The following is a 25,920-nucleotide window of genomic DNA, read 5'->3' as shown; positions in this document are numbered from 1 at the left end:
AGTGGGCTCAGTCATCAAGAAGCGCCGCAAGCGTATGTCGAAGAAGAAGCACCGCAAGCAGCTTCGCAAGACACGTCACCAGCGTCGCAACAAGAAGTAAGACCCGACGGTCCTACGCCCCCGCTCGAGTGATTTCTCGGCGGGGTTTGTTGCACCCGATGAGGAGTGAGCCATGGTCGAGCTGACCTTCCTCACGCGCGTCGACTGCCATCTGTGCGCTCAGGCGCTGCAGACCGTCACCGAGGTGGCCGCCGGCAGAGACGTGAACGTGACCGAGATCGATATCGACACCGATGACGACCTGGCCGCGCAGTACGGCTGGGACGTTCCGGTCGTGCTCCTCAACGGGCGCCAGCACAGTTTTCATCGAGTCGAGAAGGATCGGCTGTCCAAGGCCCTCACGGCACTGGGCGCATGAGATCGATTGAAGGAGTGAGACGGATTCGTGGGCGAGATTCTGTCCGCCAACAGGATTGAGGGTGTTGTTCGCAAGGACGTACCCGAGCGCGTGATCTCCCGACTTCCGATCTACCTGCAGACCGTCGAGACCATCGCCGCAACAGGCCAGGAGACAGTGTCTTCGGATGACCTCGCTGCTCGCAGCGGGGTGTCCCCGTCGATCCTGCGCAAGGACCTGTCCCAGCTGGGACGCTCCGGCACCCGCGGCGTCGGCTACTCCTGCCCGGAACTGGCTGCGACCCTGCGGACCTTCCTCGGTCTCGACCGGGACCGCAGCGTCGCCATCATCGGCGCCGGTCGTCTCGGCTCCGCACTGGCCGACTACGCCGGATTCCGCCGACGCGGTCTGCGTCTGACCGCCATCTTCGATATCGACGAGGAGAAGATCGGCACCGCCATCGGCACACTGACCGTCTCCTCTCTGGACGAGCTGACCACCTGGCCCGAACACATCGACCTGGTGGTCATGGCCGTCCCCGCAGCCGCGGCACCCGCGGCGGCCCACACGGCCGTCGAAGCGGGTGTGCGCGGCATTCTCAATTTCTCACCCACCGTGCTCGACGCCCCGGACACCGTCCGTGTCCACCAAGTCGATCTGGCCAGTGAGCTGCAAGTACTCGCATACTATTCGGCGCTGGATACGGCACCGCTCAACCCTGGTTTTGAGGAGCACAGGAATTGACTCTCTTGGTTCTCGGCATTTCCCATCAGTCGGCCCCGATCGACATGCTCGACAAGCTGGCCTTCAGCGCCGGCGAGGTCGGCACCCTGCGAACTGATGCTCTGGCGGGAGACAACGTCGACGGACTTGCGGTGCTCTCCACCTGCAACCGGCTCGAACTCATCGCCGACGTCTCCGCCTTCCACGGGGGACTGGCCGACCTCGGCAACGCTCTGGTGTCCTCGATCGACAAAGAGTGGTCGGACATCGCCGGCCACTTCTATGCCCACTATGACAACCAGGCCATGGAGCATCTGCTCAAGGTCGCCTGCGGGCTCGACTCGATGGCCATCGGCGAGGCTCAGATCCTCGGCCAGCTGCGCTCGGCCTTCACCGATTCGCAGACTGACAAGGCACTGACCTCGGAACTGTCCCAGGCCCTCCAGCAGGCGCTGCGCGTGGGCAAACGCGCTCACTCGGAGACCGACCTCGGCGAGGTCGCCCGTTCGCTCTTCGGCGCGGCACTCGAAGCCTCGGCCGGACACATCGGTTCGCTGCGCGCGGCCAACGCCCTGGTCATCGGCGCCGGAGCGATGTCCGGTCTCGTCGTGTCCGGGCTGCACAGGGAAGGCGTCGGACGCATCACCGTGCTCAACCGCACCCTGGAGAAGGCCGAACGCCTCGTGGCCGAAGTGGGCGGGCGTGCCCGCGAACTGACCCCGCGTGTGATGGCCGAAGAGATCGCCGACGCCGACCTCATCGTCTCCTGCACCGGTGCCCGCGGCGTCGTCGTCTCCCGCGACGACATCGTCGCCGGCCTGTCCCAGAACCCCAAGGGTGCGGCGAACAAGGCCTTCATCGACCTCGCCCTGCCACACGACATCGACCCCAGCGTGCGCGAATTCGAGCACGTCGCCCTGTTCGGTCTCGGCGAGATCCGGGAGCTGCTGAAGAACTCTGACAAGGAACGCGATGCGAAGGTCGCCGGCACCGTCGACGCGGTTCGCACCATCATCGCCGCCGAAATCGAGAACATCGCCACCGGCAACAAGGAACGCTCGGTCGCCCCGACGGTGACCGCTCTGCGCACCCACGCCAAGGACGTGCTCGCCGCGGAGACGCAGCGTCTGGAGAAGAAGCTCGGTGCGGCCGTGGACGAGAAATCCTTCGCCGAGATCCGCAAGTCCCTGCACCGGGTGGCCGAGAAGCTCATCCACACCCCGACCGTGAAGGTCAAGGAACTGGCTGTGACCGAGTCCGAGGTCGACTACGCTCAGGCGCTCATGCAGCTGTTCGATCTGCCCGTGAACAAGGTCGCCCACGCCATGACCCCACCGGAGACGAAGGTCGCGAAGGCCGCCAGCGTCCACCATGTCGAGGCCGACGGTATCCGCCCGGTCGCCGATCACACGCTCGACATCGTCGAACCCGAACACTTCAGCGGCCGCACCGTGCGACTGGGCACCCGCCGGTCTCAGCTGGCCCGCTCCCAGTCCACGGCGATCGCCCACCAGATCGCCGCGCTCACCGGCTGGCGGGTCGAGATCGTCGAAGTCGTCACCGAGGGTGATGTCAACATGTCCCCGCTGGCCGGCTTCGGCGGCACCGGGGTCTTCGTCTCCGCCGTCCGTCAGGCCCTGCACCAGGGCAAGATCGACCTCGCCGTGCACTCGCTCAAGGACCTGCCCACCACCCCCGAGGCGGGCATCCAGATGGCGGCCATCCCGCCGCGCGTCGATCCTGCCGATGTGCTCATCGGCCGTGACGGTCTGAGCCTGGCTCAGCTGCCGGCAGGTTCCGTCATCGGCACCGGGTCGCCGCGCCGAGCCGTGCAGCTGCGTGCCGCCCGCCCCGATATCGAGGTCCGCGGGGTGCGCGGCAACGTCGACACCCGCATCGCCCACGTCCGCGACGGACGCCTCGACGCTGTCGTACTCGCCGCTGCCGGTGTGCGCCGCATCGGTCGTCTGGCCGAAGCCACCGATTCGATCGACTTCGATGTCATGCTGCCCGCCCCCGGCCAAGGCGCCCTGGCCGTGGAGACTCGCAGCGCCGACAGCAACTTCGCGAACACCGAAGGCATCCTCAACGCCGATGCCGAAGTGCGTGCCGCGCTGCGGCGCATCCACGACCAGACCACGGACCTGTCCGTCACGTGCGAACGGGCGATCCTCTCCCGCGCCGAGGCAGGATGTTCGGCACCGATCGGTGCCCTCGCGAAGATCGAAGGCACCACGTTCATCGTCGACGCCGTCATGGCCGACGACGACGGCAAGCTCGCCCGCACCCGACAGAGCACCGAACTGCCTGCCGTCCCGGATGTCGACTGGTCCGCCGGAACACAGCAGCAGCTGACCGTGGCCGCGAAGGAACTCGCCCGCGTCGCCGACGAACTCGGCACCGCAGCCGCCGAAGACCTGCTCGATCGGCTCGGCATCGACCCGGCGGCCAGCGCCGATCACCTCACCCCCGTCAAGGCACAGGAGCAGGGATGACCAACGCACCGACCACGGGCCGGGTCCAGCCCCGCCGACTCCTGCCGGCCGCACCGCGTGTCGTCTTCATCGGCAGCGGCCCCGGCGAATCCGGGCTGATGACGATGCGCGGGGCAGAGATCCTCGCCACCGCGGAGACCGTCGTCTACGACGCCGATGTGCACTCGGAGATCGTCACCGCGTATGTGCCGCAGGCGGCGAAGCTCATCGACGCCGCCGATCTCGGTGTCGCCGCGTCGACCCGCGGCCGCCGCCTGGCCGGACTCGCCCGCCCCGACAACACGGTGGTGCGGCTGAGCTCGGATGACGGGATCATCTTCACCACGACGACCGCCGAGGCCGCTGTGTGCCGCAAGGAACAGGTCGAGGTGGAGATCGTGCCCGGCGTCGGACTGTCCGCCTCGACGGCGGCCTTCACCGGCACCGCGCTGACGACGAACCGGGTGCGTTCGGTGCGCTTCATCGAAGCCGGACCGCAGACGCATGTCGACGTCTCCCGTCACCGCAACACCACTCATGTGCTCACCGGCTCCGCTGCCGCTCATGAACAGGCCATCGAAGCACTGCTGGCCGACGGCTGGGACGAGGACACGAAGGTCCTCCTCGGCTGGGGGATCTCCACGATCGAGCAGACGAGTGTGGAGACCACCCTGAAGCAGGCGCTGTCCATGGCTCAGACAGGTTCGGATCGTATGGTGGTGATCATGGGACAGGGAGTGGAATCCAGAGGAGAACTCAGCTGGTTCGAATCCAAACCCCTCTTCGGCTGGCAGGTGCTCATCCCGCGGACGAAGGAACAGGGAACCTCCACTGCCGAGGCGCTGGCCGAGCTCGGTGCCGTCGGCACCGTCGTCCCCACCATCGCCGTGCAGCCCCCGCGCACACCGACCCAAATGGAGAAGGCGATCCGCGGCCTCGTCGACGGGTCCTACGAATGGGTCGGCTTCACCTCGGTCAACGCCGTGCGTGCGGTGCGCATGTGGTTCGAGGACTTCGGACTCGACTCCCGGTCGATGGCCGGAGTCAAGGTCGCGGCCGTGGGCGGCCGCACCGCCGCCGCGCTCGTCGACTGGGGCATCACCCCCGATCTCGTCCCCGACGGTGAGCACTCGGCGCGTGGCCTGGCCGCGGCCTGGCCCGACTTCGTCGATGACATCGACCCGATGAACACCGTGCTGCTGCCCCGTGCCGACATCGCCACCGAGGTGCTCGTGGCCGGACTGCTGGAGAAGGGGTGGGACCCCGACGACGTCACCGCCTACCGCACAGTGCGGGCCTCCCCGCCGCCGGCGCCGATCCGCGAATCGATCAAGGCCGGCGACTTCGATGCCTTCCTCTTCACCTCCTCCTCCACGGTGCGCAACCTCGTCGGCATCGCCGGCAAACCCGCCCCCACCTCGGTGATCTGCTGCATCGGCCCGGCGACCGCGAACACCGCGGAAGAACACGGACTGCGCGTCGACGTCCTCGCCGAGGAAGCCAACCTCACTTCGCTCATCGACGGACTCGTCGAATTCGCTCTCACCAAGCGGGCTGAAGACGTGGACGCCGGGGTCTCCCCGAAGCGTCCGAGCCAGAAGCGCCGCAGAAGGAAGGCCTGACATGTCATTGGTTCCCGGATCCGTTCGTCCCCGCCGGCTGCGCACGACCCCGGCGCTGCGCCGCCTCGTCTCCGAGGTCCGCCTCCACCCCGCCGACCTCGTCCTGCCGATGTTCGTCAAAGAGGAGCTGAGCGAACCGGCTCCCTTGGGCGGGATGCCCGGAGTCGTCCAGCACACAGTGGACTCGCTGCTCGACGCCGCCCGCGAAGCCGTCGCAGCCGGAGTCGGCGGACTCATGCTCTTCGGGATCCCCGAACACAAGGATCCGATCGGCTCCCAGGCCGACGCGCCCGAGGGGATCCTCAACCGTGCGCTCGCGCTTCTGCACGAGCACCTCGGCGAGGACACGGTCATCATGTCCGATCTGTGCCTCGACGAGTTCACCTCGCACGGTCACTGCGGAGTCCTCGACGACTCCGGAGCCGTCGACAACGACGCGACCCTCGACCGCTACGCGTCGATGGCGCTGGCACAGGCTCGCGCCGGAGCCGAGGTGCTCGGACTCTCCGGCATGATGGACGGTCAGGTCGCCTACTGTCGGGAGGCACTCGACGCGGCCGGGTTCACTGACACCGTCATCATGGGCTACACCGCGAAGTACGCCTCCGCCTTCTACGGGCCGTTCCGCGAAGCCGTGGATTCCGAACTCCAGGGCGATCGCAAGACTTACCAGCAGGATCCCGCCAACGGCCGCGAGGCGATGCGCGAACTCGGCCTCGACCTCGCCGAGGGTGCCGACGTCGTCATGGTCAAGCCCGGACTGCCCTACCTCGACGTTCTCGCCGAAGTCGCCCGCGAATCCATCGTGCCCGTGTGGACCTACCAGGTCTCGGGGGAGTACGCGATGATCGAATTCGCGGCCGCGGCCGGAGCCATCGACCGTGAGAAGGCGATCGAGGAATCCCTCATCTCCTTCAAACGGGCCGGCACCGATGCGATCCTCACCTACTGGGCCACCGAGGTCGCCCAGCGCCTCCAGACCGAAGCCGCCGGCACCACCGCGTCAGGCGCAGCCGTCGGGGCGGCGACCGGAGCCCGGCGATGACCGAACCCCGCTGGCTCAATCCTGCGGACCAGAAGGCGTGGCGCAGCTACCTGAGCGGCTCCCAGCTGCTGAGTGCGCAGCTGGACAAGGAGCTGCGGGAGAAGCACGGCATCGGTCTGCCCGAGTACGAGATCCTGGTGCGCCTGTCCGAACACGAGGACAGAACGATGCGCATGGCCCTGCTCGCCACGGACACGACGATGTCGAGGTCCCGGCTGACCCACAGTGTGGCCCGGATGGAGAAGCGCGGACTGCTCGAACGCTCGGCCATCCCCGAGGACGGACGCGGAGTCAACTGCGTGATGACGGCAGCCGGATGGCAGCTGCTGAGCACCGCGGCCCCCGACCATGTCGCGGGAGTCCGCAACCACCTCGTCGACCTTCTCGAACTCGAGGAGATGGCGGCGCTGGGCCGCGTCTTCACCAAAGTCTTCGAGCATTTGAGCCACACCGGCGAGACCGACCACACTGGTGAGAACGTCCACACCGGCGAGACCGGCGGCGCCTGAGGCGCACCGACCGCGTATCCGACCACGATCCGTGACGACACCGACCCGGCCAGACGCACCGACCCGGGCAGAAGCAGAGGAGACCCCATGACGACAGCACCGACGAACTCTCACCCCACCGATGAGTCAGCCGCCCTGTTCACCCGCGCCGAGGCGGTCATCCCCGGCGGAGTCAACTCCCCGGTCCGCGCGTTCAAAGCCGTCGGCGGCACCCCCCGATTCATCACCGAGGCGACCGGAGCGTGGCTGCGCGACGTCGACGGCAACGACTACATCGACCTCATCGGATCCTGGGGTCCGATGATCATGGGCCACTCACGCCCCGAGGTCGTCGCGGCCGTCCAGCAAGCCGCGGTCAAGGGCTTCTCCTTCGGCACCCCCTCGACCGGTGAGGTCGAACTCGCCGAGGAGATCGTCTCCCGCATCGACCCCGTCGACCAGGTGCGACTCGTGTCCTCGGGCACCGAGGCGACCATGTCCGCGATCCGACTGGCCCGCGGGTACACGGGCCGGTCCAAGGTCGTGAAGTTCGCCGGCTGCTACCACGGCCACGTCGATTCGCTGTTGGCCCAGGCCGGATCCGGTCTGGCCACGTTCTCCCTGCCCGACACCCCCGGAGTCACCGGAGCTCAGGCGCAGGACACCATCGTCGTCGACTACAACGATGCCGCGGGGCTCGAATCCGTCTTCGCCGAGCATGGTGAGGACATCGCCTGTGTCATCACGGAAGCCAGCCCCGGAAACATGGGCGTCGTCCCTCCCCGCGACGGGTTCACCACCACCATCCGCCGACTGACGAAGGCTCACGGTGCGCTCATGATCAGCGACGAAGTGATGACCGGATTCCGCGTTTCCGCGGCGGGCTGGTACGGTTTCGAATCCGAGTCTCTGGGCTACCCGGAGGGACCGGCCGACCTGTTCACCTTCGGCAAGGTCATGGGCGGCGGATTCCCCGCCGCGGCCTTCGGCGGTCGCGCCGAGATCATGGCCCACCTGGCACCTGCCGGACCCGTCTACCAGGCGGGAACGCTCTCGGGAAACCCGGTGGCCACCGCCGCCGGTCTCGCCACGCTCAAACTCACCACCGAGCTCGACGTGTACTCCCACATCGAACGGGCCGCGGACATCCTGCGCCCGGCCGTCGCGTCCGCGCTCGAGGCCGAAGGCGTCGCCCACGTCATCCAGTCCGCGAACTCGATGTTCTCCGTGTTCTTCACCGACAAGGACGTGACGAACTACGACGATGCTCGCAGCCAGAACGTCGACCGCTACTCCGCGTTCTTCAACGCCATGCTCGACCAGGGCATCCACATGCCGCCGTCCGCGTTCGAAGCCTGGTTCCTGTCCTACGCTCACACCGATGAGATCCTCGACCGGATCATCTCCGCCCTGCCCGCAGCGGCGAAGGCGGCGGCCGGAGTGCCGGAGACCGTGAAGGCGCAGTCATGAGCACCATCCACCTGGTCCGACACGGAGAGGTCGACAATCCCGAGGGGATCCTCTACGGGCGGCTGCCGCACTTCGGGCTGACCGACCGCGGGCACGAGATGGCCGCCCGTGTGGCGAGGCATTTCGCCGAGACGGCCACGACCCCCGTCGAACTCGTCGCCTCCCCGCTGCTGCGGACTCAGCAGACCATCGCGCCCTTGGCCACGAGCCTCGACCTGCCGGTGTTCACCGATGACCGGGTCATCGAAGCCGCGAACTCCTTCGAAGGACAGAAGGTGGGGGTGCGTCACCTCGCCGAGCCGAAGAACCTCGTGCGGCTGTACAACCCGCTCACGCCCTCCTGGGGTGAGCCGTACAAGCAGATCGTGCTGCGGATGCGCGCGGCGATCGCCAGCCTGCGCGCGAAGCTCTCCCACCACGGTCCCGACGCCGAAGGCGTCATCGTCTCCCACCAGCTGCCGATCTGGATGACCCGTCTGTCGGGGGAGGGTCGGTCTCTCGTCCACGACCCGCGTCGCCGCGAATGTGACCTGGCTTCTATCACGAGTTTCACATTCGATTCGTCCACACTGGTGTCCGTGAGTTACGAAAGCATCTGCGCCGATCTGCAGCCCGGCACCCCGGTGGCAGGAGCATGAGTTCCGATCGCCCACTGAACCGCCGCGCGCTCTTCACCTCGGCCCTCGCCGTCGGCTCGGCCCTGGTGCTCAGCGCCTGCAGCGAGAACGATGACCTAGCCGATCAGGCCGGCTCCGACCAGGGCTATGTGTCCGGTTCGGGAGTCGTCTCGCAGGTGGCCGCGAAGGATCGCGGACAGCCCCTGGACCTCGAGTTCGAAACCTTGGACGGCAAGAAGATGTCCCTGGCCGATCTGCGGCCGACTCCGGTGGTCATCAACCTCTGGTACGCGGCCTGCCCGCCGTGCCGGAAGGAAGCCCCGGACCTGAAGTCCGTGTCGGAGGGCTTCGGAGACAAGGCCCAGTTCATCGGCGTCAACGTCCGTGACCAGGCGGCCGCGGCGAATGCGTTCGTCCAGAACTACCAGGTCCCGTACCCGAACATGCTCGACAGCGACGGGGACATGGTTGCCCTGCTCTCGGGAATCCTGCCGCCGCAGGCCACCCCGTCGACCGTCGTCCTCGACGGCAAGGGCCGTGCCGCGGCCCGGGTCGTCGGTGAGATCGATGCCTCGACGCTCAAGGGACTCATCGAGGACGTGCGATCCGAGTGAGTGGGCTCGGGGCGGAGTTCGCCCAGACCATCCTCTCGGGCCCGCTGCTGCTGGCCGCCGGTGCGGCGGCTCTGGCGGGTCTCGTCTCGTTCGTCTCCCCGTGTGTGCTCCCGCTCGTGCCCGGTTACGTCGGGTACGTCACCGGTCTGTCCGGATCCTCGCTGAGAGACAAAGAGACATGGCGCGTGGTCGTGGGCATCGGCTTGTTCGTGCTCGGATTCACCGTCGTGTTCGTACTGCTGGGGACCGGCTTCTCCGCGCTCGGGGCGCTGTTCTCCCAATGGCAGTCGGTCATCATTCGCATCCTCGGCATCATCGTCATCCTCGCCGGCTTCGTGTTCATGGGCGGGTTCGGTCTGCTCCAGAACGAACACCGGATCCGGGCCAAGCCGAAAGCGGGGCTGTGGGGCGCACCTGTCCTCGGCGCGACCTTCGCCCTCGGCTGGGCCCCCTGTGTCGGCCCGACTCTGTCGGCCGTGCTGAGCATGTCGGTGAGCTTCGGCGGTGACGGGATGATCTGGCGCGGTGCCTTCCTCGCCTTCGTCTACTGTCTGGGACTCGGCGTGCCATTCATCCTCTTGGCGGTGGCGATCCACAAGGGTGCGGGGCGACTCGAATGGGTCCGGAAGCACCAGACCTCGATCGTGCGCGCCGGGGGCATCATGCTCATCGTCCTCGGTGTGCTCATGGCCAGCGGCGTATGGAATATGTGGATGACCTCTCTGCAAGGTCTGATCAATGGATTTGAAGTGGTGATCTAGTGACGGGCAGGACCGAAGGCTCGGAGAACACGCAGGCGGACGCGCACACGACCGCGAACGCCGGTGCCGAGCCGACCGCGAAGCAGGGGGCGAAGTCGTCCGCGAAGTCGACCGTGACACAGCCGCAGCTGGGCTTCTTCGGCATGTGCCGGTGGGCCTGGACGCAGCTGACGACGATGCGCGTGGCACTCATCCTGCTGCTCGTCCTCGCTCTCGCCGCGATCCCCGGTTCTCTGCTGCCGCAGCGCATCCAGGACCCGGGACGGGTGAATACGTTCCTTGAGGCCAACGGTGCGTGGGGCAGGTTCCTCGACACCATCCAGATGTTCGACGTCTACTCCTCCGTCTGGTTCTCCGCGATCTACCTTCTGCTGATGATCTCGCTCGTCGGCTGCGTTGTTCCGCGCACCAAGCAGCACTGGAAGGCGATGCGCTCGGCCCCGCCCAAGGCGCCGAAGAGGCTGACCCGGATGCCCGGATACGCCTCCTTCACCTCTGCGCAGGCAGACGCGGATTCGCGGGAGGACGCGGACGAGACGTTCCTCGACGCCGCCGAAGCTCGACTGAAGAAGTCCGGATACCGCATCAATCGGCAGGCCGACCATGTCGCCGCCGAACGCGGCTACCTGCGGGAGACCGGCAACCTCGTCTTCCACATCGCCCTGCTCATGGCCACCCTGACGATGGCGATCGGCTCTCTGTTCGGCTACGAAGGGCAGCGCATCCTCGTCGAGGGGGAGACGTTCACGAACTCGCTCGTGTCCTACGATTCGTTCGAACCGGGCTCCTACTACGATGCGGACAATCTGCCGGATTTCCGGCTCAGACTCGACACCTTCACCTCGACGTTCGACGATCGGGCGGCGGGAAATCAGTTCGGTCAGCCGCGCAGCTTCGACGCGAAGGTCACGACCACCGTCGACGGGCAGCAGGACTCGCATGTGCTCAAGGTCAACGAACCGGTGCGGGTCAACGGCGTCGGCGTGTATCTCACCGGCAACGGCTACGCCCCCGAGGTGACCGTCCGCGATGCGCAGGGCAAGGTCGTCCATTCCGGGCCGCAGGTGTTCATTCCCGACGGCGGCGACCCGGGATACTCCTCCGAGGGTGTCATCAAGGTCCCGGATGCGGCCGGAAGCCAGATGGGATTCGTCGGCGTGTTCCTGCCGACTGCCGCCCAGAACGAGGACGGCGAGCTGGTGTCGAGCTTCGCCGAACTGCGCAATCCGTACCTCGTGATGAGCGGCTACACCGGCGACCTCGGCCTCGACTCCGGAGCTCCGCAGTCGGTGTACTCCCTCGACGCGGACAACATGACCGAGATGACCGATGAGTCCGGCAACCCGCTCGTCATCCAGCTGGCCGAGGGTGAGACGCAGCAGCTGCCGAATGGTGGTTCGGTGACCTTCGACGGGGTGAAGAAGTACATCGCCGTCGACATCTCCCAGGATCCGACACAGGCCCTCATGCTCATCAGCGCCATCCTCATCCTGCTCGGACTCGGCCTGTCCCTGTTCATCCCGCGCCGTCGCGTGTGGGTGCGGATCAAGGACGGAAACGCCGAGGTGGCCGCCCTGGCTCGGGGAGAAGATCCCATGGTCGGACGCGCCGTCGAAGACCTGGTCAAAGACCTGCGCGATCGGCCGAACGAAGACGGGAGTCGATGACTGCGATCACGAAAGGTGAGTCGGACCTACTACGCGGAGTAGAATAGCCGCGGAGTGTGAGCAGCTCGCACGAGATCGACGGCGGCGGGCGCCTGCACCGGCACGAACAGCACACGATTTGAAGGCACCGAAGAGTGCGGAGGATGAATGGACGTCAACACTGACCTCGCAATGTGGTCGAACCAGTTGATCATCTCGGCGATGATCGTCTACGCCTTCGCCATGATCTTCTACGCTTTCGACCTCTTCGGCGCTCGTGAGCTCAAGACCGCTGAGACCAGCGTCGAGAGCACCGCCAAGGCGAGCACCGTCCGACGGACGAACCGGAAGACCGCGTCGACCGCGGTCCTCGACCGCCCAAACGATGATGACGCTTCCGTGCCGTCGGAGAAGTCGCGGACCAAACGGCATCGCGGAGCGCGCATCGGCACCTCGCTGCTCGTGCTTGCCGGTCTTCTGCACGTCGCAGCCGTGCTCACCCGGGCCCTGTCGGTGTCCCGCGTGCCGTGGGGCAACATGATGGAGTACGTCCTCACGGCCACGGCGATCACCCTCATCGTCTACCTCGTCGTGCTCACGAAGAAGGACGTGCGCTACCTGGGCACCTTCGTGTCCGGGGGAGTGCTGTTGTGTCTGGGACTGGCGATCACCGTCTTCTACACCCCTGCGGCGAAGCTCATTCCGGCGCTCGACTCCTACTGGATCGCCATCCACGTGCCGATCGCGATCCTTTCGACCTCGCTGCTCTACATCTCCGCGATCCTCGCGGTCTTCCAGATCCTCAAGAGCGTGCATGAGACCAAGGACCCGAAGTGGCTGCGGTTCCTGCACCGTCTGCCTTCGAGCACCGATCTCGAACGGCTCTCCTACACGATCGCGGCCGTCGGGTTCATCACCTGGACGTTCACGCTCATCGCCGGTGCGATCTGGGCTGAGGTGGCGTGGAGCCGCTACTGGGGTTGGGACTCAAAGGAGATCTGGACCTTCGTCGTGTGGGTCATCTACGCCGCGTACCTCCACGCTCGTGCGACCCGCGGCTGGGGCCCGACGAAGGTGGCCGTGCTCAACCTCATCGGCATCGCCTCGGTGATCTTCAACTTCACCGTCGTCAACATGTACTTCAACGGCCTGCACTCGTATTCCGGACTCGACTGAGCCCGACTGCAGCAACCTCGGATGCTCGTGGGCTCCAGCGAGCCAACCGCAGCAACCCCGAATGCTCGGGGGGTTGAGTGACGATGCTCGCGAGGCAGCACCTGCGATGGCGTCAGGACGCGGCGTTGGGATCTGGTGTCGCAGCGCCCACGTTCTTCAGCGGTTCTGCTGGGTGAGTGTCTCGGCGACCGGTGAGGAGGCTCCGTGTGCCCTGTGGGCGGGCAGTTTCAGTCCGAGCGGCCGCGGCCATCGCCCTTGTTGGTGCCGCGGTCATCGCTGTCGGCTGAAGTGTCGGCCGGACTTTCGGCGGAGGAACCCGCGGAATCGTCTCCGTCAGCGGGCGGTGCGGAATCCTTGTCCGGAGTGGTCGGCTCATCGTGACGCTCGGCTTCCGGTGCATGCTTGCCGAGCTTGACGTCGCGATCGACCTGGCGCAGGTATTCGACGTCGTCATCGGGTGCCGTCGGTCCGCGCCGGCGTCCGGCTTTGGGAGGCTTGTCTTCGGAGCCGCGTCCGAAGAGGTACCAGAGGATGAAGCCGAGGACGGGGATGAAGAGGATGATGAGCGCCCACGCGGGTTTGGGCAGGACTCGAATCAGACCCCGATCGCGCAACAGGCAATCGAAGAGTCCGTACAGTGTCACCGCAGCCGCCAGGACGATCGCGGCTATGAGAAATCGAGCCATGCATCAAGGATAGTCCACGAACCTGAGCGCAGACCCAGGCGGGCGGTGACGAGACGGTCACGATCGGCGGCTAAAATAGGCTCAATGCGCACCTTCTGGCTTTACACTCTCGCACGCCTCGGCATCATCATCGCCGTCGGCCTCGTCCTGTTCCCGTTCCTCGGCTTCAACATGGTCATGGCACTTGCCGCGATCATCATCGGAGCCCTGCTCAGCTACCTGTTCCTCGGGCGGATGCGCGCCCAGGTGGCCACCGACATCGAAGAGCGCGTGGCGAAACAGGCCGCGAAGCCCAAGCGCAAGGGTGCCGATGAGGAAGCCGAGGACCGGATCGTCGCGGATCGCGTCGGCGACGATGACAGCACCGACGGTGACAAGCCCGAATAGGGCGACCGAGCCCAGACGGGCCTGCAGCGCCTCAGAGTGCCAGGCCCAGCCCCATCAGCGCGGAGAAGGCCAGGCCGGTCAGTCCCGTGGACTTGATCGGCGGGACCAGGCCCGGCCCTGTGGTGCCGCTGAGCACGGTCTTCAGCGGGCTCAGCGCAGGGACCATGGCAAGGATCGCCAGCGCCACTGCCGGATGCCCGTCGAGGATCGCCAGCGCCAACAGCGCGAACGGCAGCAGCACGAGCACCGCGTAGGCGATGCGCGCGGCGTTGTCGCCGAGCCGTACGGCCAGAGTGATCTTGTCGGCCTCGATGTCGGTGGGGATGTCGCGGAGGTTGTTGACCATGAGCACCGCCGAGGCGAGCGAACCGATCGCCACGGCACCGGCCCAGCCGCTGAGGCTGAGGTGACCGACCTGCATCCACATCGTGCCCAAGGTGGCGACGAGGCCGAAGAAGACGAACACGAACACTTCACCCAGCCCCATGTACCCGTAGGGTTTCTTCCCGCCCGTGTAGTACCAGGCCGCGGCGACTGCGGCAGCCCCGACGATGAGGAACCACCAGGCCTGTGAGACGAGGACGAGCACGATGCCGGCGAGACCGGCGATGCCGAAGAAGAGGAAGGCCGCTCGCTTGACCGCATGCGGCTCCGCCAATCCGGTGGCTGTCAGCCGAACCGGTCCGACGCGTTCGTCATCGGTGCCGCGGATGCCGTCGGAGTAGTCGTTGGCGAAGTTCGATCCGATCTGCAGGCACAGCGAGACGATGAGGGCCAGAAGACCGCGCAGCAGGATCTGAGCCATGCTGACGTGGTCGCTGCTGCCGGCGAGATCGTCGAGGATGAAGGCGGTGAAGCCGCCGAGCGATCCGATAGCGGCACCGGTGCCGATGAGGACGGGGGCGAGAGCCAGGGGGAGAGTTCTCAGTCGAGCTCCCGATATCCACTGGGCGGCATCAGCCATAGGTCTCGCTCACCTTCCTGTCATGTCCTCGAACCGTCTCATATTACCGATTGTTCACCGGCAACGGTATTCGGTGTCTCAAGGACCAGACCCGGCCTCGAGTTCGGCGGCGACTTCCGCTGCCGCCTTCCTGTCGGGTTTGCCGATCGACCGGCTCGGAATCTCCTCGACGGCGAAGACGAGCTGCGGCAGGAGCTGCCCGGTCATGTCCCGGTCGAACCCATTGAGGTGCCGTGCCAGCTGCCGCGGAGTCTCCTCCGCACCGAATGGGCAGTCATCGGCGAGTCGGACGAGGGCGACGATCTTCTTCCCCCACTCCGCGTCGGGCACCCAGGTCACAAGCATCTCCGTGACACCGGCGCGCTGCCAACTCGGCAGCAGCCCGGTCTCCAAGGCGTGCGGGGAGACGTTCTCACCGCCGGAGACGATGATGTCATCCGCGCGCCCGAGCACGCTGAGCACTCCGTTGTCGAGTCGACCGAGGTCGCTCGTGTGCATGAGTGCCCGCCCCTGCTCATCGGTGGTGAGTGCCGCCGACTCGATGGGAGTGATGGTCCCGTCGTCGTCGATGCCGACGTAGGCGTCGGCGACGACGGGTCCGCGCAGGTCGATCGTGCCCGCCTCGGTGATGGTGATGTCGACCCCGTCGAAGGGGACACCGTCGTAGACGCACCCACCCGCTGTTTCGCTCATCCCGTACGTCCGCACGATCGCCAGTCCGGCTTCGTCGGCCCGGTCGAGCAGTGCCGGTGAGATCGCCGCCCCGCCGAGGAGGATGTGGGAGATCTGCGCGGCCGCCCGCGTCGCTCGGTCATCGTCAAGGATCCGGTGCAGCTGAGTGGGCACGATCGAGGTGTATGTGGGCCGCCCGCCCGCCCGCTGCAGCAGCGAGTCGACAGCGGCTGCGAATGATTCTGCGGTGAACCTCGCCGAGGCGGCCCGCACGGGGGCCCGCCCCGCCAAGCGGGCTCGCAGCTCCACTTGGAATCCGGCGATGTGGTTGACCGGCAGACATAGGTGCCAATCTCCGGGTCCGGACAGGAACCGTTCGGTCGCTCGCGCCGAGGTGGTCAGGGCGTGGGAGGACAAGGCGACGGCCTTCGCCTGCCCGGTCGATCCCGAGGTGAAGAGGACGAGCGCCGGCGACGAGCCGGGACCGGCCCACATTCGGGGATCCGCTTCGGTGACGGCACCGGCCCGGGAGGCCGGGAGGATGAGGATCGACGTCCCCGCAAGGGCACGGTCGATGGCCTCGGGCAGTTCGGCGGCGCTGAGTTCGCGACTGGTCACGGTCGACCTCGGTGGCTCAGTAGTACCAGGGGAACGGGGACCAGTCGGGGTCACGCTTCTCGAGGAAGGCGTCACGGCCTTCGACGGCTTCGTCGGTCATATAGCCCAAGCGGGTGGCCTCACCGGCGAAGACCTGCTGCCCCATGAGTCCGTCATCGGCGAGGTTGAACGCGAACTTGAGCATGCGCTGCGCGTTCGGGGACTTGCCGAGGATCTCACGCGCCATCGTCAGGGCTGCCGATTCGAGTTCGGCATGGTCGACGACCTCGTTGACGGCGCCCATATCGGCCATCTGCTGTGCCGAATAGGTGCGGCCGAGGAAGAAGATCTCGCGCGCCTTCTTCTGCCCGACCATCTTCGCGAGATACGCCGAACCGTAGCCGGCGTCGTAGGAGCCGACATCGGCATCGGTCTGCTTGAACTTCGCATGTTCGCGTGAGGCGATCGTCATATCGCACACGACGTGCAGGCTGTGCCCGCCGCCGGCCGCCCAGCCGGGGACGACGGCGATGACGACCTTCGGCATGGTGCGGATGAGGCGCTGGACCTCGAGGATGTGGAGGCGTCCGGCCCGTGCCGGGTCGACGGACTCCCGGGTCTCACCGGCAGCGTACTGGTAGCCCGACCGTCCGCGGATGCGCTGGTCGCCGCCGGAGCAGAACGCCCAACCGCCGTCCTTCTCACTCGGGCCGTTGCCGGTCAGCAGCACGGCTCCCACGTCCGAGGTCTGGCGGGCGTGATCGAGGGCGCGATAGAGCTCATCGACGGTGTGGGGGCGGAAGGCGTTGCGGACCTCGGGGCGGTCGAAGGCGATGCGCACGCAGCCGATGTCGTCACCGGTCGTCGGGTCGATCGCCCGGTGGTAGGTGATGTCGGTGAAGTCGAAGCCGGAGACCTCACGCCATAGGGAGGGGTCGAAGATTGCTGAAACCGTCATGGTCACCAGCCTAGCGCTTGGTTATGAGTTCGGAGTCCAGGTGTCGTGGGCCTGGAGGCGAACCTCATCAGGCATCGCTTGCTGCCTTCGGCAAAGGCGCATGATGTCTCCGCCGAAGGCGCAAAGACACCTTGTGAGCCAGGCCATGCGGGTCTAGACTCAGTCACCATTCCGGAGAATCGGAACGACAAGCGCACCAGAACAGCAGTCAATGGGAGACTGAGATGGCCGAAGTTCTGCTCTACCACCATATCCAGGGCCTCACCGACGGGGTCGCCGCCTTCGCCGAGGATCTGCGGCAGCAGGGCCATACCGTGCACACCCCCGACCTGTTCGACGGACGGACCTTCGCCTCGATCGACGACGGCTTTGCGTTTGCTCAGGAGGTCGGCTTCGATACGCTCCGCGACAAAGGTCTGGCGGCAGTCAACGGGGTGGGATCTGAACTCGTCTATGCGGGCTTCTCCTACGGAGTGATGACTGCCCAGAAGCTGGCTCAGACCCGCCCTGGTGCGCGAGGCGCTCTGTTCCTTCATTCGTGTGCCCCGGTCTCCGAATTCGGGCAGTCGTGGCCGGAAGGAGTTCCGGTGCAGATCCACGGGATGGAAGGCGATGAGTTCTTCGACGAGGACCTGCCGGCAGCACGTGAGCTCGCTGAATCGACACCCTCGGCCGAACTGTTCGTCTATCCCGGCGATGCGCACCTCTTCACCGATTCCTCGCTCGAGGCGTTCGACGCCGACGCTGCTGGGCTGGTGCGCTCACGGGTGCACGCTTTCCTGCAGGACCTCTGAGCTCACGACTCTTTGGGCGCGAAGTTCTCGGGGCACGCTGACCTCAGAGTGCGCGGGGCACCGCGTCGAGATCTGTGCTGAGACACCGCTTTCCAAGCACGCGGCTTCGTGCTGTCGTGCCCCAACGACAGGGGATAGTCTGAGCCCATGCCCGAGATCGCACACACTTCGTCTGCTTCTGCCGCTGCCACCGCCTCCGCACCGCTCGATCTGCCTGAACGGTTCGAAGACATGCTCGAACGGCTCCACGTGGTGCGGCTGCCGATGGTCACCCGGTTCAGAGGCATCACCGAACGCGAGGTCGCGCTCTTCGCCGGACCGGCCGGGTGGGCAGAGTTCTCCCCGTTCACCGAGTACGGCACCGCGGAGGCGAGCCGGTGGCTGCGGGCGGGACTCGAATTCGCAGGGTTCGTTCCCACCCTCGCCGAGGCGGCTCCAGCCGCCGCTTCTTCCCGCGGTTTCGTGCCTGAGAGGGTGAGCGTGAATGGGACCTTGCCCGCCTGCGCTCCAAACGAGGTCGAGTCGATTCTCTCCCGCTATGGAACGGTGTCCACGATCAAGGCGAAGGTCGCCGAACACGGCATCGACTCCCTCGACGAGGATCTCGAACGGCTGCGGGAGCTGAGGCGTCTGTTCCCGGACACGACCTTGCGCCTCGACGCGAACGCCGGGTACTCGCTTCCGGACGCACTGGAGGCGTGCGAGGCCTTCGCCGGTTTCGAACTCCAATACTTCGAACAGCCCGTGGCAGGGGTCGAGGGGCTTGCGCAGCTGCGCGAAGCACTCACCCGACGGGACATTCCGATCGTTCTCGCCGCCGACGAGTCGATCCGCAAGGCCGAGGATCCGCTGCGTGTGGCCGAACTCGGTGCCGCCGAGGTCATCATCGTCAAGGTCCAACCGTTGGGCGGGATCGGGCAGGCTCTGTCCGTCATTGCCGCCTCGGGCTTGCCCACGGTCGTGTCCTCAGCGCTCGAATCCTCCGTCGGGCTGGCTGCGGGGGCCGAACTCGCCGCCCGGCTGCCGCGCACTCGGGCCAGTCGGGACATCCTCGGCGAGTCGGTAGCCTGCGGTCTGGGCACCGGGCGTCTCTTCACCGCCGATGTCGTGTCCGAATCAGCGAGCCTGACCCCGGTCGACGGGAGCATCCCCGCAGCGCGAATCACCCCGGATCCTGACCGTCTGCAGCAGCTGGCGGTGGATCCGGGGCGATTCGACTGGTGGACGCGGCGACTTCAACAATGCTGGACGTTCCTGCGCCGCGGAGGGACAGCAGAGGTCTAGACCCCCGGCCGGCCCATGTCTGGGCCACGGACTGCGGGGCCACCGACGGCCCGGACCTGTGTTGAGTGGGCGAGCTCAGCCGGCGTTCTTCACGGCCTCGACGAAGGCGTCGGCGGTCTTGGTCACCGTCGCCTCTTCGACATCGGCGACATTGGACACGGAGACAAGATTGTTGTCGACCTGAGCGTAGACCATCCTCATCTCCATCGCGGTCTGCCCGGCGGCATCGAAGGAGGCGACGACTCCGGCGGTCGCATCGGCCCCGGCGACCTCTGGATCGAAGGTCTGATAGTTCATCGTCATCTCCAGGCCCGCGGTCTTGAGCTTGACATCGCTGCACTCTTCGGCGATCTTCGACGGCCCATCGAGCTGGGTCTGCGGACCCTCAGGATCGTCGAAGCTCGTGATGCCTGCGGACAGGACATTGTCGGTGGAGGTGGCGGCCACTGTGGTGCCGTCCGAGGCAAGGTTCGCGTTGAGGATGTCGAGAGTGATGTTCTTGCACTTGGCCGGTTCGAACTCCGAGCCCTCGATGGCCTTCACCGACTCACTGTTGGCCTGGCCGGCCCCCTCGACGACCTTGAACGACTGGCCCTCGGCAGAGGTGGACTCGAGGATGTCCTTCAGCTGCGCCTCATCGAGCTTCTTCGCCTCCGGCGTCTGCTCGGCGGTCGGCGAGGAGTCTCCGCTGCCGTCGGGCTTGTCTGCACTCTGGTCACCGCCCGTGCATCCGGTCAGGGACAGTCCAGCGATGAGAGCGATGGCTGGGAGTATGCGTTTCATGTTGGGCCTCTCGAGTCAGCGTTCAGTGAAGATCAGCGTTCAGAGGAGTCAGCAGTCGTTGATTCATGACCGTTCCCAATATAGTCGCCGACGGTCTCAGCTGAGGCTGCTGTCTGTGTCGGATCTGGAACATCACCACTGACCTGGTCGTGGCCCACATCGGCCGTGGGGTGTCGATCGTCGGTCACGGTTCGTTCGTCGCCGCTCGCGGCATTTCTGTCGTCGGCTGCCGCGTCGGCCAGCGCCGAGGTGATCCGCACCGCGGTCACCTCGTCCTGTCCCAGCGCGGTGAAGTGTGCGGTCCGCTTGCCGGGGATGATCGGGTCGTGCATGGCCGCGGCCAGCCGACCGGTGAACGTCAGCCGCCCCTTCTTGTCCGCCTTCTGCTGGTAGGCATTGCTTCCGCCGGGACCGGACACGCTGATGTCATAACGACGGCCGGGATCGAAGAGCCCGGGCGTTCGGACACGGAAGCTGCCGGTGCCGGTCAGGGAGAAACCCGCGGCGCTGACGCCGTCGAAGCGTACGATCTGTGGCCGACGCCGGGAGATCTCGACGCGCCACCCGTGAATGTCGAAGAGGGCGTGCCCGGTGAGATAGGTGAATCGGCCGCCATCGGCCACGCGATCGGTGAGGCCTCGGTTCGAGCTCGAGTAGTTCCGCCGTCTGGCAAGCGTCTTCAGCCACGCACCGAGCTCGCGTTCCCAACTGGTCCAGTTGTGCAGCCCGCTGGTGCGGGGGAACCAGGAATGACGGATGCCGAGTGCGCTGAGTCGGGCGGCGAAGCGCTCGCCCTGAGCGTTGATCATCTTCTCCACCAGGTCCCGATCGTTCGTGCCCTCGAGGCTGCCGGATCCGGCGCTGAACCACAGGTCGAGGCCGGCGAGGTTCTCGGCCAAGGCATACGGGGAGTTCGCCAGCCATTCGCCGCGATCGGCGACCGGATCACCGAAGAGCGTCATCGACCGAGCACCTTCACGCATTGCGATGATGTCGAAGGCCGGTACGGTCGACAGCGGGTCCAAGGGGGAGGAGAACGCGGCTGCCGCCCCGTATCGGTCGGGATGCCAGGCCGCGTATTTCATCGCTCCGTACCCGCCCATCGACAGTCCGGCCAGTCGTTGGTTCTCCGGGGCGAAGTCCACGGAGAAGTTCGCCATGAGGAACTCGGGGATCTCCTCGGTGTGGAATCGGGGCCAATCGTGGACTTCGCTGCCGACAGCCAGCCGCGAGTACGTCCCGGCGCCGCCGTCGGGCATGACGATGAGGGAGGGGGAATCGAGAGTGAGCTCTTCGGCGGACCCGAGATCCGTCCACGACCGGAAATCGTCGCCACCGCCGTGGAAGAGGTGGATGACGGGGCTGACCTCGGCGGGAATGCCCGGCAGCAGCACCCGCACCCCGACGGTCCGGCCGAGAGCGGGGGAGTAGAGGAAGAATTCGCGCAGCCTCGGAGAGAGTTTCCGCTTGTCTCGGATGTGCCAGGTCCGTGCGTCCTTGCCGCGGGGTTCGGGTCCGAGGAAGGAGCTGTTCTGGTCGAGGGCGGGGTACAGTCCGCGTTGGGAGCGAGCCGCGGTCAGGGTGCGGATGGCACGAGCTCCCATCGCGATGATCAACGAGCGGCGCATGCGTCGAGGCTAGAGGGTGGAGATGAACCGCAGGTGGGTAAGTGGTTGAATATCAGGTGATGTCGAATTCGAGCGCGGCGGCGCAGCAGATAGCCCGGAGCCTGATCCGATCGCGGGTCACGGACGTGGTCATCGCCCCCGGGTCCCGGTCGGCCCCCTTGGTCTACGCCCTGGCACCGCTGAACGAGGCGGGGCTCATCCGCACGCACGTGCGCATCGATGAGCGTGACGCCGGGTTCCTCGCCCTCGGTCTTGCGCGCGGTCTGCGCGTGCGGGGCGGGGAAGCGGCCGTGGCGATCGTGACGACCTCCGGCTCGGCCGTGGCCAACCTCCACCCGGCCGTTCTCGAAGCCTCCTACGGACACCTGCCGCTGCTGGCCCTGACCGCCGACCGGCCCGCCCGACTGCGCGCCACCGGCGCGAACCAGACCATCGACGACCAGTCCCAGGTCCTCAGCGATGTCCGCGCCCGCTTCGACATTCCCGCGGGTGAGAGTTCGGACGTGATCGAGCGCGCCGTGATCGAGGCAGTGTCCGCGACCGCGGGCACGACCGGTGGAACCGGCACCGAGGCGGCCGGTCCGGTCCAGTTCAACGTGCAGTTCGACACCCCGCTCGTGCCCACCGTCGACGAGCTGAAGGCGTGGGCCGAAGAGATCGGCACCCTGCGGGCCGGACCGATGCGAGCGCGTGAGCCCCTGTGTTCGGAGGTGCACGTCACCGTCACCGATGGAACGGTCATCGTTGCCGGGGACGCCGGCGGACACTCGGCCGAGACCGTGCGAGCGCTCGCCGCCGACCACCATCTGCCGGTGCTCGCCGAACCCTCGAGTCCGCTGTCGCGGTCCACCCAGGCGACCTCGACATTCGTGCCCGCCCATGCGCGTGTGCTCGGCGAACACATCGAGCTGCGGGACGCGATCCGCACCGTCATCGTCCACGGCAAACCGACGCTGACGAGGCCCGTCGCCGCACTGCTGGCCGACGATTCCGTGCACGTGCAGCATGTGCCCGATGACATCGACACGGTCGGAATCACCGTGTTCGACGAGGCAGCCGTCACAGGCGAGGCAATCGACTCGGGGTCGGCAGAAGCCGACGCCTCATCGGGACCCGCCTGGGTGCGGAACTGGGTCGAGACGGGGGCCTCGATCGTGGCGGACGTCCGGGCCGAACGGGCTGAAGAGGCGGGCGCATCCTCACCTGTGAGCCTGCCCTCGGCGGAGAGGTTCCAGACGACGGCGCGGAGGATCACCGAACACCTCGCCGAGCAGGAGATCACGCTGTTCGTGGCGAGCTCGAACTCGGTGCGCTACCTCAGCGACGCCGAGACCATCCGGGCCCGCATCCACGCCTCTCGCGGTCTGGCCGGCATCGACGGGCTCGTGTCGACCGCAACCGGTCTGTCTCTCGGGCTGGGGGAACCGGTCGTCCTCCTCATCGGCGATATCGCGATGCTCCACGACGTCGGCGGACTGCTCACTCCGACCGCTGAGGCAGCCGGTGACGTGACGATCGTCGTGCTCAACGACGATGGGGGCGCGATCTTCTCCGGACTCGAACACTCACAGCCCCACCTCGAGGCCCACCTCGAGCGATACTTCACCGTCCCGCACGGTCGCGGATTCGCCGAACTGGCAGCCGCCTACGGCTGGGACTACGCGCAGGTGAGCGACGCTCCGGGCCTGAGCGCTGCACTGGCAGCCGAGGATTCCACGACCGGGCGGCGGATCGTCGAAGTGACACCTCTCGGCTGACGTCACACGAGTCCTCCCGATCGGATCATCCGTCCGACCGGGCCGGCAGCCTGACCGGATCGTCAGCCCGGCTCGCGTCTCAACTCAGACCGAGCGCCCTGCGCATCGGTTTGAGCTTCGCATTCGTCTCGGCCACCTCGGTGTCGGGATCCGAATCGGGCATGATCCCGGCCCCGGCGTACAAGCGGATCCGATTGCGCTCCTCGAGCTGGCCGCAGCGCAGGGCGATGCCGAACTGCCCGTTGCCGCGCCCGTCCATCCACCCGACAGGACCCGAGTACCGGCCCCGGTCGAGGGGTTCGAGCTCATCGACGTGGGCCACAGCGCTCGCCTGCGGATACCCGCCGACGGCCGCGGTCGGGTGGACGGCCGCGGCGACGTCGAGGGCGTTGAGACCGGAGTCGGCGGCCAGCGTCGCCTGCGCGTCCGAGGCCGAATGGATGACATTGGCCAAAGGCAGCAGGTGCGGGCGCTCATCGACGGTGACATCCTCGGCGACCGATCCCAGGCTGCGCTGCAGGGAGGCGATGGCGAAGGCGTGCTCGGTGCTGTCCTTGTGTGCGCTCAGCAGCTTTCTCGCCGCCGGCAGCTCGTCCATCGGGTCGGCCTCGACCCGGTAGGTGCCGGCGAGGACGCGGGAGGTCACCCGATTGTTCTCCACCCCGATGAGCAGCTCCGGGGTCGATCCGATGAGACCCGCGACATCGAAGGTCCAGCAGCTCGGGTAGCTGCGGTTGAGCGCACCGAGCACCGATCGGACGTCGATGTCGCCCTCGGTGGTCACGACTTCGTCGCGGGCCAGGACGATCTTGCGCAGCGAGGGATCGTCGGAGAACGCGTCGACTTCGTCGGAGGTCTCGACGGGAGTGAGCATGTCCGCGACCTGCGCGACGAGCTGCGACCACCGCGTCGGGTCGAGGTCACCGGGTTCGGCATGGGCCGATTCCACCCGTCGCAGCGGTTCGGGACGCAGCAGCGGGGGCAGGGGAGGTTCTGCGGCGGTGGTGATCGAGGTCAGCCACACGCGGCCGCCGCGGCGACCAAGGACGAATTCGGGGACGTGGATGATCGAATCGACCGTGGATTCGCCCGAATAGGCGACCGTGGCGAAGCACATCAGCCCGGATCCGAGGAGGTCGACCTCATCTTCGACGGTGGCCGCCTCGGTGATGGCCTTCCAGGCCTGGGACAGTTCGGCGAAGCGTTCAGGGCCGCTGGCGCGGATGCGCAGCACTCGGCCGAAGCCGATGAGCCCGGAGGTGTCACGCACCCAGCAGGAGAACCCGGAGGTGGGCAGCAGCTCGAGTGTCTGCTCGACGGTGGTCGGCAGGCCGGATTCGAAGGGGAAGCCGGGCCCGGGATCGACGTCATCGACGAAGCGGGAGCGCACGTTCAGGCGCGGGGCGGCGGCCAGGATGTCGGAGGTGCCTAGAGTCGTAGTCATGTCGCCTCGAGTCTAGACGAGGATGCGGGCTCGCGGCCTCCCCGCTGGAGTCGCGGTGAGCACTCGGGGCAGGAAGTGTGGCCATGTCCACACCGTCTGCCGCATGTCCGCGGTCGTGCGGATTCGCCCTCCCGCCGCAGGTGTTGAGACAATATGGTCATGAATCGTGCCAAGCTGGACAAGCAGCCCGCTGACGTCGCGTCGATGTTCGATGATGTCGCCTCCCGTTACGACCTCACGAACGATGTCCTCACCTTCGGGCTCGCCCGTGCATGGCGTCGCACCGTCGCCCATTCCGTGGCCGCAGGGCCCGGCGAACGTGTGCTCGATCTGGCGGCGGGAACCGGCACTTCGTCGATGACGTTCACTCACCACGGCGCCGAGGTGGTCGCCGGGGACATCTCCACCGGGATGCTCGCCGAGGGGCGCCGACGGCACCCGAAGATCGACTTCATCTACGCCGACGCGATGGATCTGCCCTTCGCCGATGCCAGCTTCGACGTCGTCACGATCTCCTTCGGCATCCGCAACGTCAACGACGTCGACACGGCACTGGCCGAGATGCTGAGGGTGCTCAAGCCCGGCGGCCGTCTCGTCATCTGCGAATTCTCCACCCCGACGCTCGACGCCTTCAGCCTCGTGTACAAGGAGTACCTGATGAAGGCGCTGCCGGCCATCGCCCGGGCCGTGTCCTCGAACCCCGAGGCCTACGTCTACCTGGCCGAATCGATCCGCGCCTGGCCGAACCAGGACGCTTTCGCCCACCAGATCCTCGATGCCGGCTTCGACCAGGTGAAGTACCGCAACCTCACCGGCGGAATCGTCGCTGTCCACCACGCCCTCAAACCCGCCGAGCCGGCAGCGAATGCCGGGGCGTCGGAGCCGACCGACCGGGCGGAGCACGGTGGCGAAGCGGAGACGCACACGCCTTGA

25 protein-coding genes are annotated in these 25,920 nt (G+C 66.8%); 18 read left to right on the top strand and 7 right to left on the bottom strand.

The genetic code is table 11. The annotated features are described in order from the left end of the window. Position 1 precedes the first annotated feature (1 nt). From EB836_RS00670 to ccsB, 13 genes are all read left to right on the top strand, one after another. Positions 2 to 100: an AURKAIP1/COX24 domain-containing protein gene (locus tag EB836_RS00670; RefSeq protein WP_009882927.1), complete on the top strand. Its 99-nt coding sequence runs from the start codon at positions 2 to 4 to the stop codon at positions 98 to 100. 72 nt (positions 101 to 172) lie between these two features. Then, on the top strand, positions 173 to 418 hold the full coding sequence (locus EB836_RS00665) for a glutaredoxin family protein (protein WP_135537200.1): 246 nt from the start codon (positions 173 to 175) through the stop codon (positions 416 to 418). A gap of 27 nt (positions 419 to 445) precedes the next feature. Next, the gene (locus EB836_RS00660; protein ID WP_135537199.1) at positions 446 to 1,141 is read left to right on the top strand and encodes a redox-sensing transcriptional repressor Rex; all 696 of its coding nucleotides are present in this window, start codon (positions 446 to 448) and stop codon (positions 1,139 to 1,141) included. Next, a complete protein-coding gene (gene hemA, locus EB836_RS00655) occupies positions 1,138 to 3,615 on the top strand; it encodes a glutamyl-tRNA reductase (protein WP_135537198.1) in 2,478 nt (825 codons plus the stop codon). The genes EB836_RS00660 and hemA overlap by 4 nt, the downstream gene beginning before the upstream one ends. Further along, entirely contained in the window at positions 3,612 to 5,216 is a 1,605-nt protein-coding gene (locus EB836_RS00650; RefSeq protein ID WP_135537197.1) for a uroporphyrinogen-III synthase, read from the top strand. Before hemA ends, EB836_RS00650 begins: the two co-directional genes overlap by 4 nt. A 1-nt stretch (position 5,217) precedes the next feature. Beyond that, entirely contained in the window at positions 5,218 to 6,261 is a 1,044-nt protein-coding gene (gene hemB, locus EB836_RS00645) for a porphobilinogen synthase (protein WP_135537196.1), read from the top strand. Continuing rightward, positions 6,258 to 6,770 carry a MarR family winged helix-turn-helix transcriptional regulator gene (locus tag EB836_RS00640; RefSeq protein ID WP_135537195.1) on the top strand — a complete coding sequence of 171 codons (513 nt, stop codon included), beginning with the start codon at positions 6,258 to 6,260 and terminating at the stop codon, positions 6,768 to 6,770. Before hemB ends, EB836_RS00640 begins: the two co-directional genes overlap by 4 nt. A gap of 87 nt (positions 6,771 to 6,857) precedes the next feature. After that, positions 6,858 to 8,219 (top strand): glutamate-1-semialdehyde 2,1-aminomutase, encoded by a 1,362-nt coding sequence (gene hemL, locus EB836_RS00635; RefSeq protein WP_135537194.1) that lies wholly within the window; start codon positions 6,858 to 6,860, stop codon positions 8,217 to 8,219. Continuing rightward, the gene (locus EB836_RS00630) at positions 8,216 to 8,857 is read left to right on the top strand and encodes a histidine phosphatase family protein (RefSeq protein WP_135537193.1); all 642 of its coding nucleotides are present in this window, start codon (positions 8,216 to 8,218) and stop codon (positions 8,855 to 8,857) included. Before hemL ends, EB836_RS00630 begins: the two co-directional genes overlap by 4 nt. Beyond that, complete coding sequence (locus EB836_RS00625; protein WP_135537192.1) at positions 8,854 to 9,450, top strand: TlpA disulfide reductase family protein; 597 nt, start codon at positions 8,854 to 8,856, stop codon at positions 9,448 to 9,450. Before EB836_RS00630 ends, EB836_RS00625 begins: the two co-directional genes overlap by 4 nt. Continuing rightward, positions 9,447 to 10,211, top strand: coding sequence for a cytochrome c biogenesis protein CcdA (locus EB836_RS00620; protein ID WP_135537191.1), 765 nt, complete (start codon positions 9,447 to 9,449; stop codon positions 10,209 to 10,211). The genes EB836_RS00625 and EB836_RS00620 overlap by 4 nt, the downstream gene beginning before the upstream one ends. Continuing rightward, a complete protein-coding gene (locus EB836_RS00615; protein WP_240689511.1) occupies positions 10,211 to 11,878 on the top strand; it encodes a cytochrome c biogenesis protein ResB in 1,668 nt (555 codons plus the stop codon). Before EB836_RS00620 ends, EB836_RS00615 begins: the two co-directional genes overlap by 1 nt. A 147-nt stretch (positions 11,879 to 12,025) precedes the next feature. Next, positions 12,026 to 13,033, top strand: coding sequence for a c-type cytochrome biogenesis protein CcsB (gene ccsB / locus EB836_RS00610; protein ID WP_135537190.1), 1,008 nt, complete (start codon positions 12,026 to 12,028; stop codon positions 13,031 to 13,033). A 227-nt stretch (positions 13,034 to 13,260) separates the two neighbouring features. On the opposite strand, the gene EB836_RS00605 is transcribed toward ccsB, so the two are convergent. Beyond that, positions 13,261 to 13,719 carry a PLD nuclease N-terminal domain-containing protein gene (locus tag EB836_RS00605; protein ID WP_135537189.1) on the bottom strand — a complete coding sequence of 153 codons (459 nt, stop codon included), beginning with the start codon at positions 13,717 to 13,719 and terminating at the stop codon, positions 13,261 to 13,263. Between the two features lie 84 nt (positions 13,720 to 13,803). Here EB836_RS00605 and EB836_RS00600 point away from each other — a divergent pair, with 84 nt between their 5' ends. After that, positions 13,804 to 14,106, top strand: a complete 303-nt coding sequence (locus EB836_RS00600) for a DUF4229 domain-containing protein (RefSeq protein WP_135537188.1) — start codon at positions 13,804 to 13,806, stop codon at positions 14,104 to 14,106. A 31-nt stretch (positions 14,107 to 14,137) separates the two neighbouring features. Here EB836_RS00600 and EB836_RS00595 read toward each other — a convergent pair whose 3' ends face one another. The 3 genes from EB836_RS00595 to EB836_RS00585 form a co-directional block, all read right to left on the bottom strand. Beyond that, entirely contained in the window at positions 14,138 to 15,070 is a 933-nt protein-coding gene (locus EB836_RS00595; protein ID WP_135537187.1) for a 1,4-dihydroxy-2-naphthoate polyprenyltransferase, read from the bottom strand. Between the two features lie 78 nt (positions 15,071 to 15,148). Further along, a complete protein-coding gene (locus EB836_RS00590; protein ID WP_135537186.1) occupies positions 15,149 to 16,360 on the bottom strand; it encodes an AMP-binding protein in 1,212 nt (403 codons plus the stop codon). 16 nt (positions 16,361 to 16,376) lie between these two features. Further along, the gene (locus tag EB836_RS00585) at positions 16,377 to 17,297 is read right to left on the bottom strand and encodes a 1,4-dihydroxy-2-naphthoyl-CoA synthase (protein WP_135537185.1); all 921 of its coding nucleotides are present in this window, start codon (positions 17,295 to 17,297) and stop codon (positions 16,377 to 16,379) included. A 224-nt stretch (positions 17,298 to 17,521) separates the two neighbouring features. On the opposite strand from EB836_RS00585, the gene EB836_RS00580 reads away from it, so the two are divergent. Together EB836_RS00580 and EB836_RS00575 are read left to right on the top strand one after the other, a co-directional pair. Continuing rightward, the gene (locus EB836_RS00580; protein ID WP_135537184.1) at positions 17,522 to 18,091 is read left to right on the top strand and encodes a dienelactone hydrolase family protein; all 570 of its coding nucleotides are present in this window, start codon (positions 17,522 to 17,524) and stop codon (positions 18,089 to 18,091) included. A 147-nt stretch (positions 18,092 to 18,238) separates the two neighbouring features. Then, positions 18,239 to 19,375, top strand: a complete 1,137-nt coding sequence (locus EB836_RS00575; protein ID WP_135537183.1) for an o-succinylbenzoate synthase — start codon at positions 18,239 to 18,241, stop codon at positions 19,373 to 19,375. Between the two features lie 75 nt (positions 19,376 to 19,450). On the opposite strand, the gene EB836_RS00570 is transcribed toward EB836_RS00575, so the two are convergent. Together EB836_RS00570 and EB836_RS00565 are read right to left on the bottom strand one after the other, a co-directional pair. Beyond that, positions 19,451 to 20,158 (bottom strand): hypothetical protein, encoded by a 708-nt coding sequence (locus EB836_RS00570; RefSeq protein ID WP_135537182.1) that lies wholly within the window; start codon positions 20,156 to 20,158, stop codon positions 19,451 to 19,453. 32 nt (positions 20,159 to 20,190) lie between these two features. Further along, the gene (locus EB836_RS00565) at positions 20,191 to 21,786 is read right to left on the bottom strand and encodes an alpha/beta hydrolase family protein (RefSeq protein ID WP_240689510.1); all 1,596 of its coding nucleotides are present in this window, start codon (positions 21,784 to 21,786) and stop codon (positions 20,191 to 20,193) included. Positions 21,787 to 21,845: 59 nt separating this feature from the next. Here EB836_RS00565 and menD point away from each other — a divergent pair, with 59 nt between their 5' ends. Next, positions 21,846 to 23,543 carry a 2-succinyl-5-enolpyruvyl-6-hydroxy-3-cyclohexene-1-carboxylic-acid synthase gene (gene menD / locus EB836_RS00560; RefSeq protein WP_135537181.1) on the top strand — a complete coding sequence of 566 codons (1,698 nt, stop codon included), beginning with the start codon at positions 21,846 to 21,848 and terminating at the stop codon, positions 23,541 to 23,543. A 79-nt stretch (positions 23,544 to 23,622) separates the two neighbouring features. Here menD and EB836_RS00555 read toward each other — a convergent pair whose 3' ends face one another. Continuing rightward, a complete protein-coding gene (locus EB836_RS00555; RefSeq protein ID WP_135537180.1) occupies positions 23,623 to 24,987 on the bottom strand; it encodes an isochorismate synthase in 1,365 nt (454 codons plus the stop codon). 159 nt (positions 24,988 to 25,146) lie between these two features. Here EB836_RS00555 and EB836_RS00550 point away from each other — a divergent pair, with 159 nt between their 5' ends. Continuing rightward, positions 25,147 to 25,920 carry a demethylmenaquinone methyltransferase gene (locus EB836_RS00550; RefSeq protein ID WP_135537179.1) on the top strand — a complete coding sequence of 258 codons (774 nt, stop codon included), beginning with the start codon at positions 25,147 to 25,149 and terminating at the stop codon, positions 25,918 to 25,920.

The sequence above is a fragment of the Brevibacterium sp. S111 genome (assembly GCF_004745075.1).
Lineage (GTDB): Bacteria > Actinomycetota > Actinomycetes > Actinomycetales > Brevibacteriaceae > Brevibacterium.
This window is presented reverse-complemented; position numbering and strand designations above follow the sequence as displayed.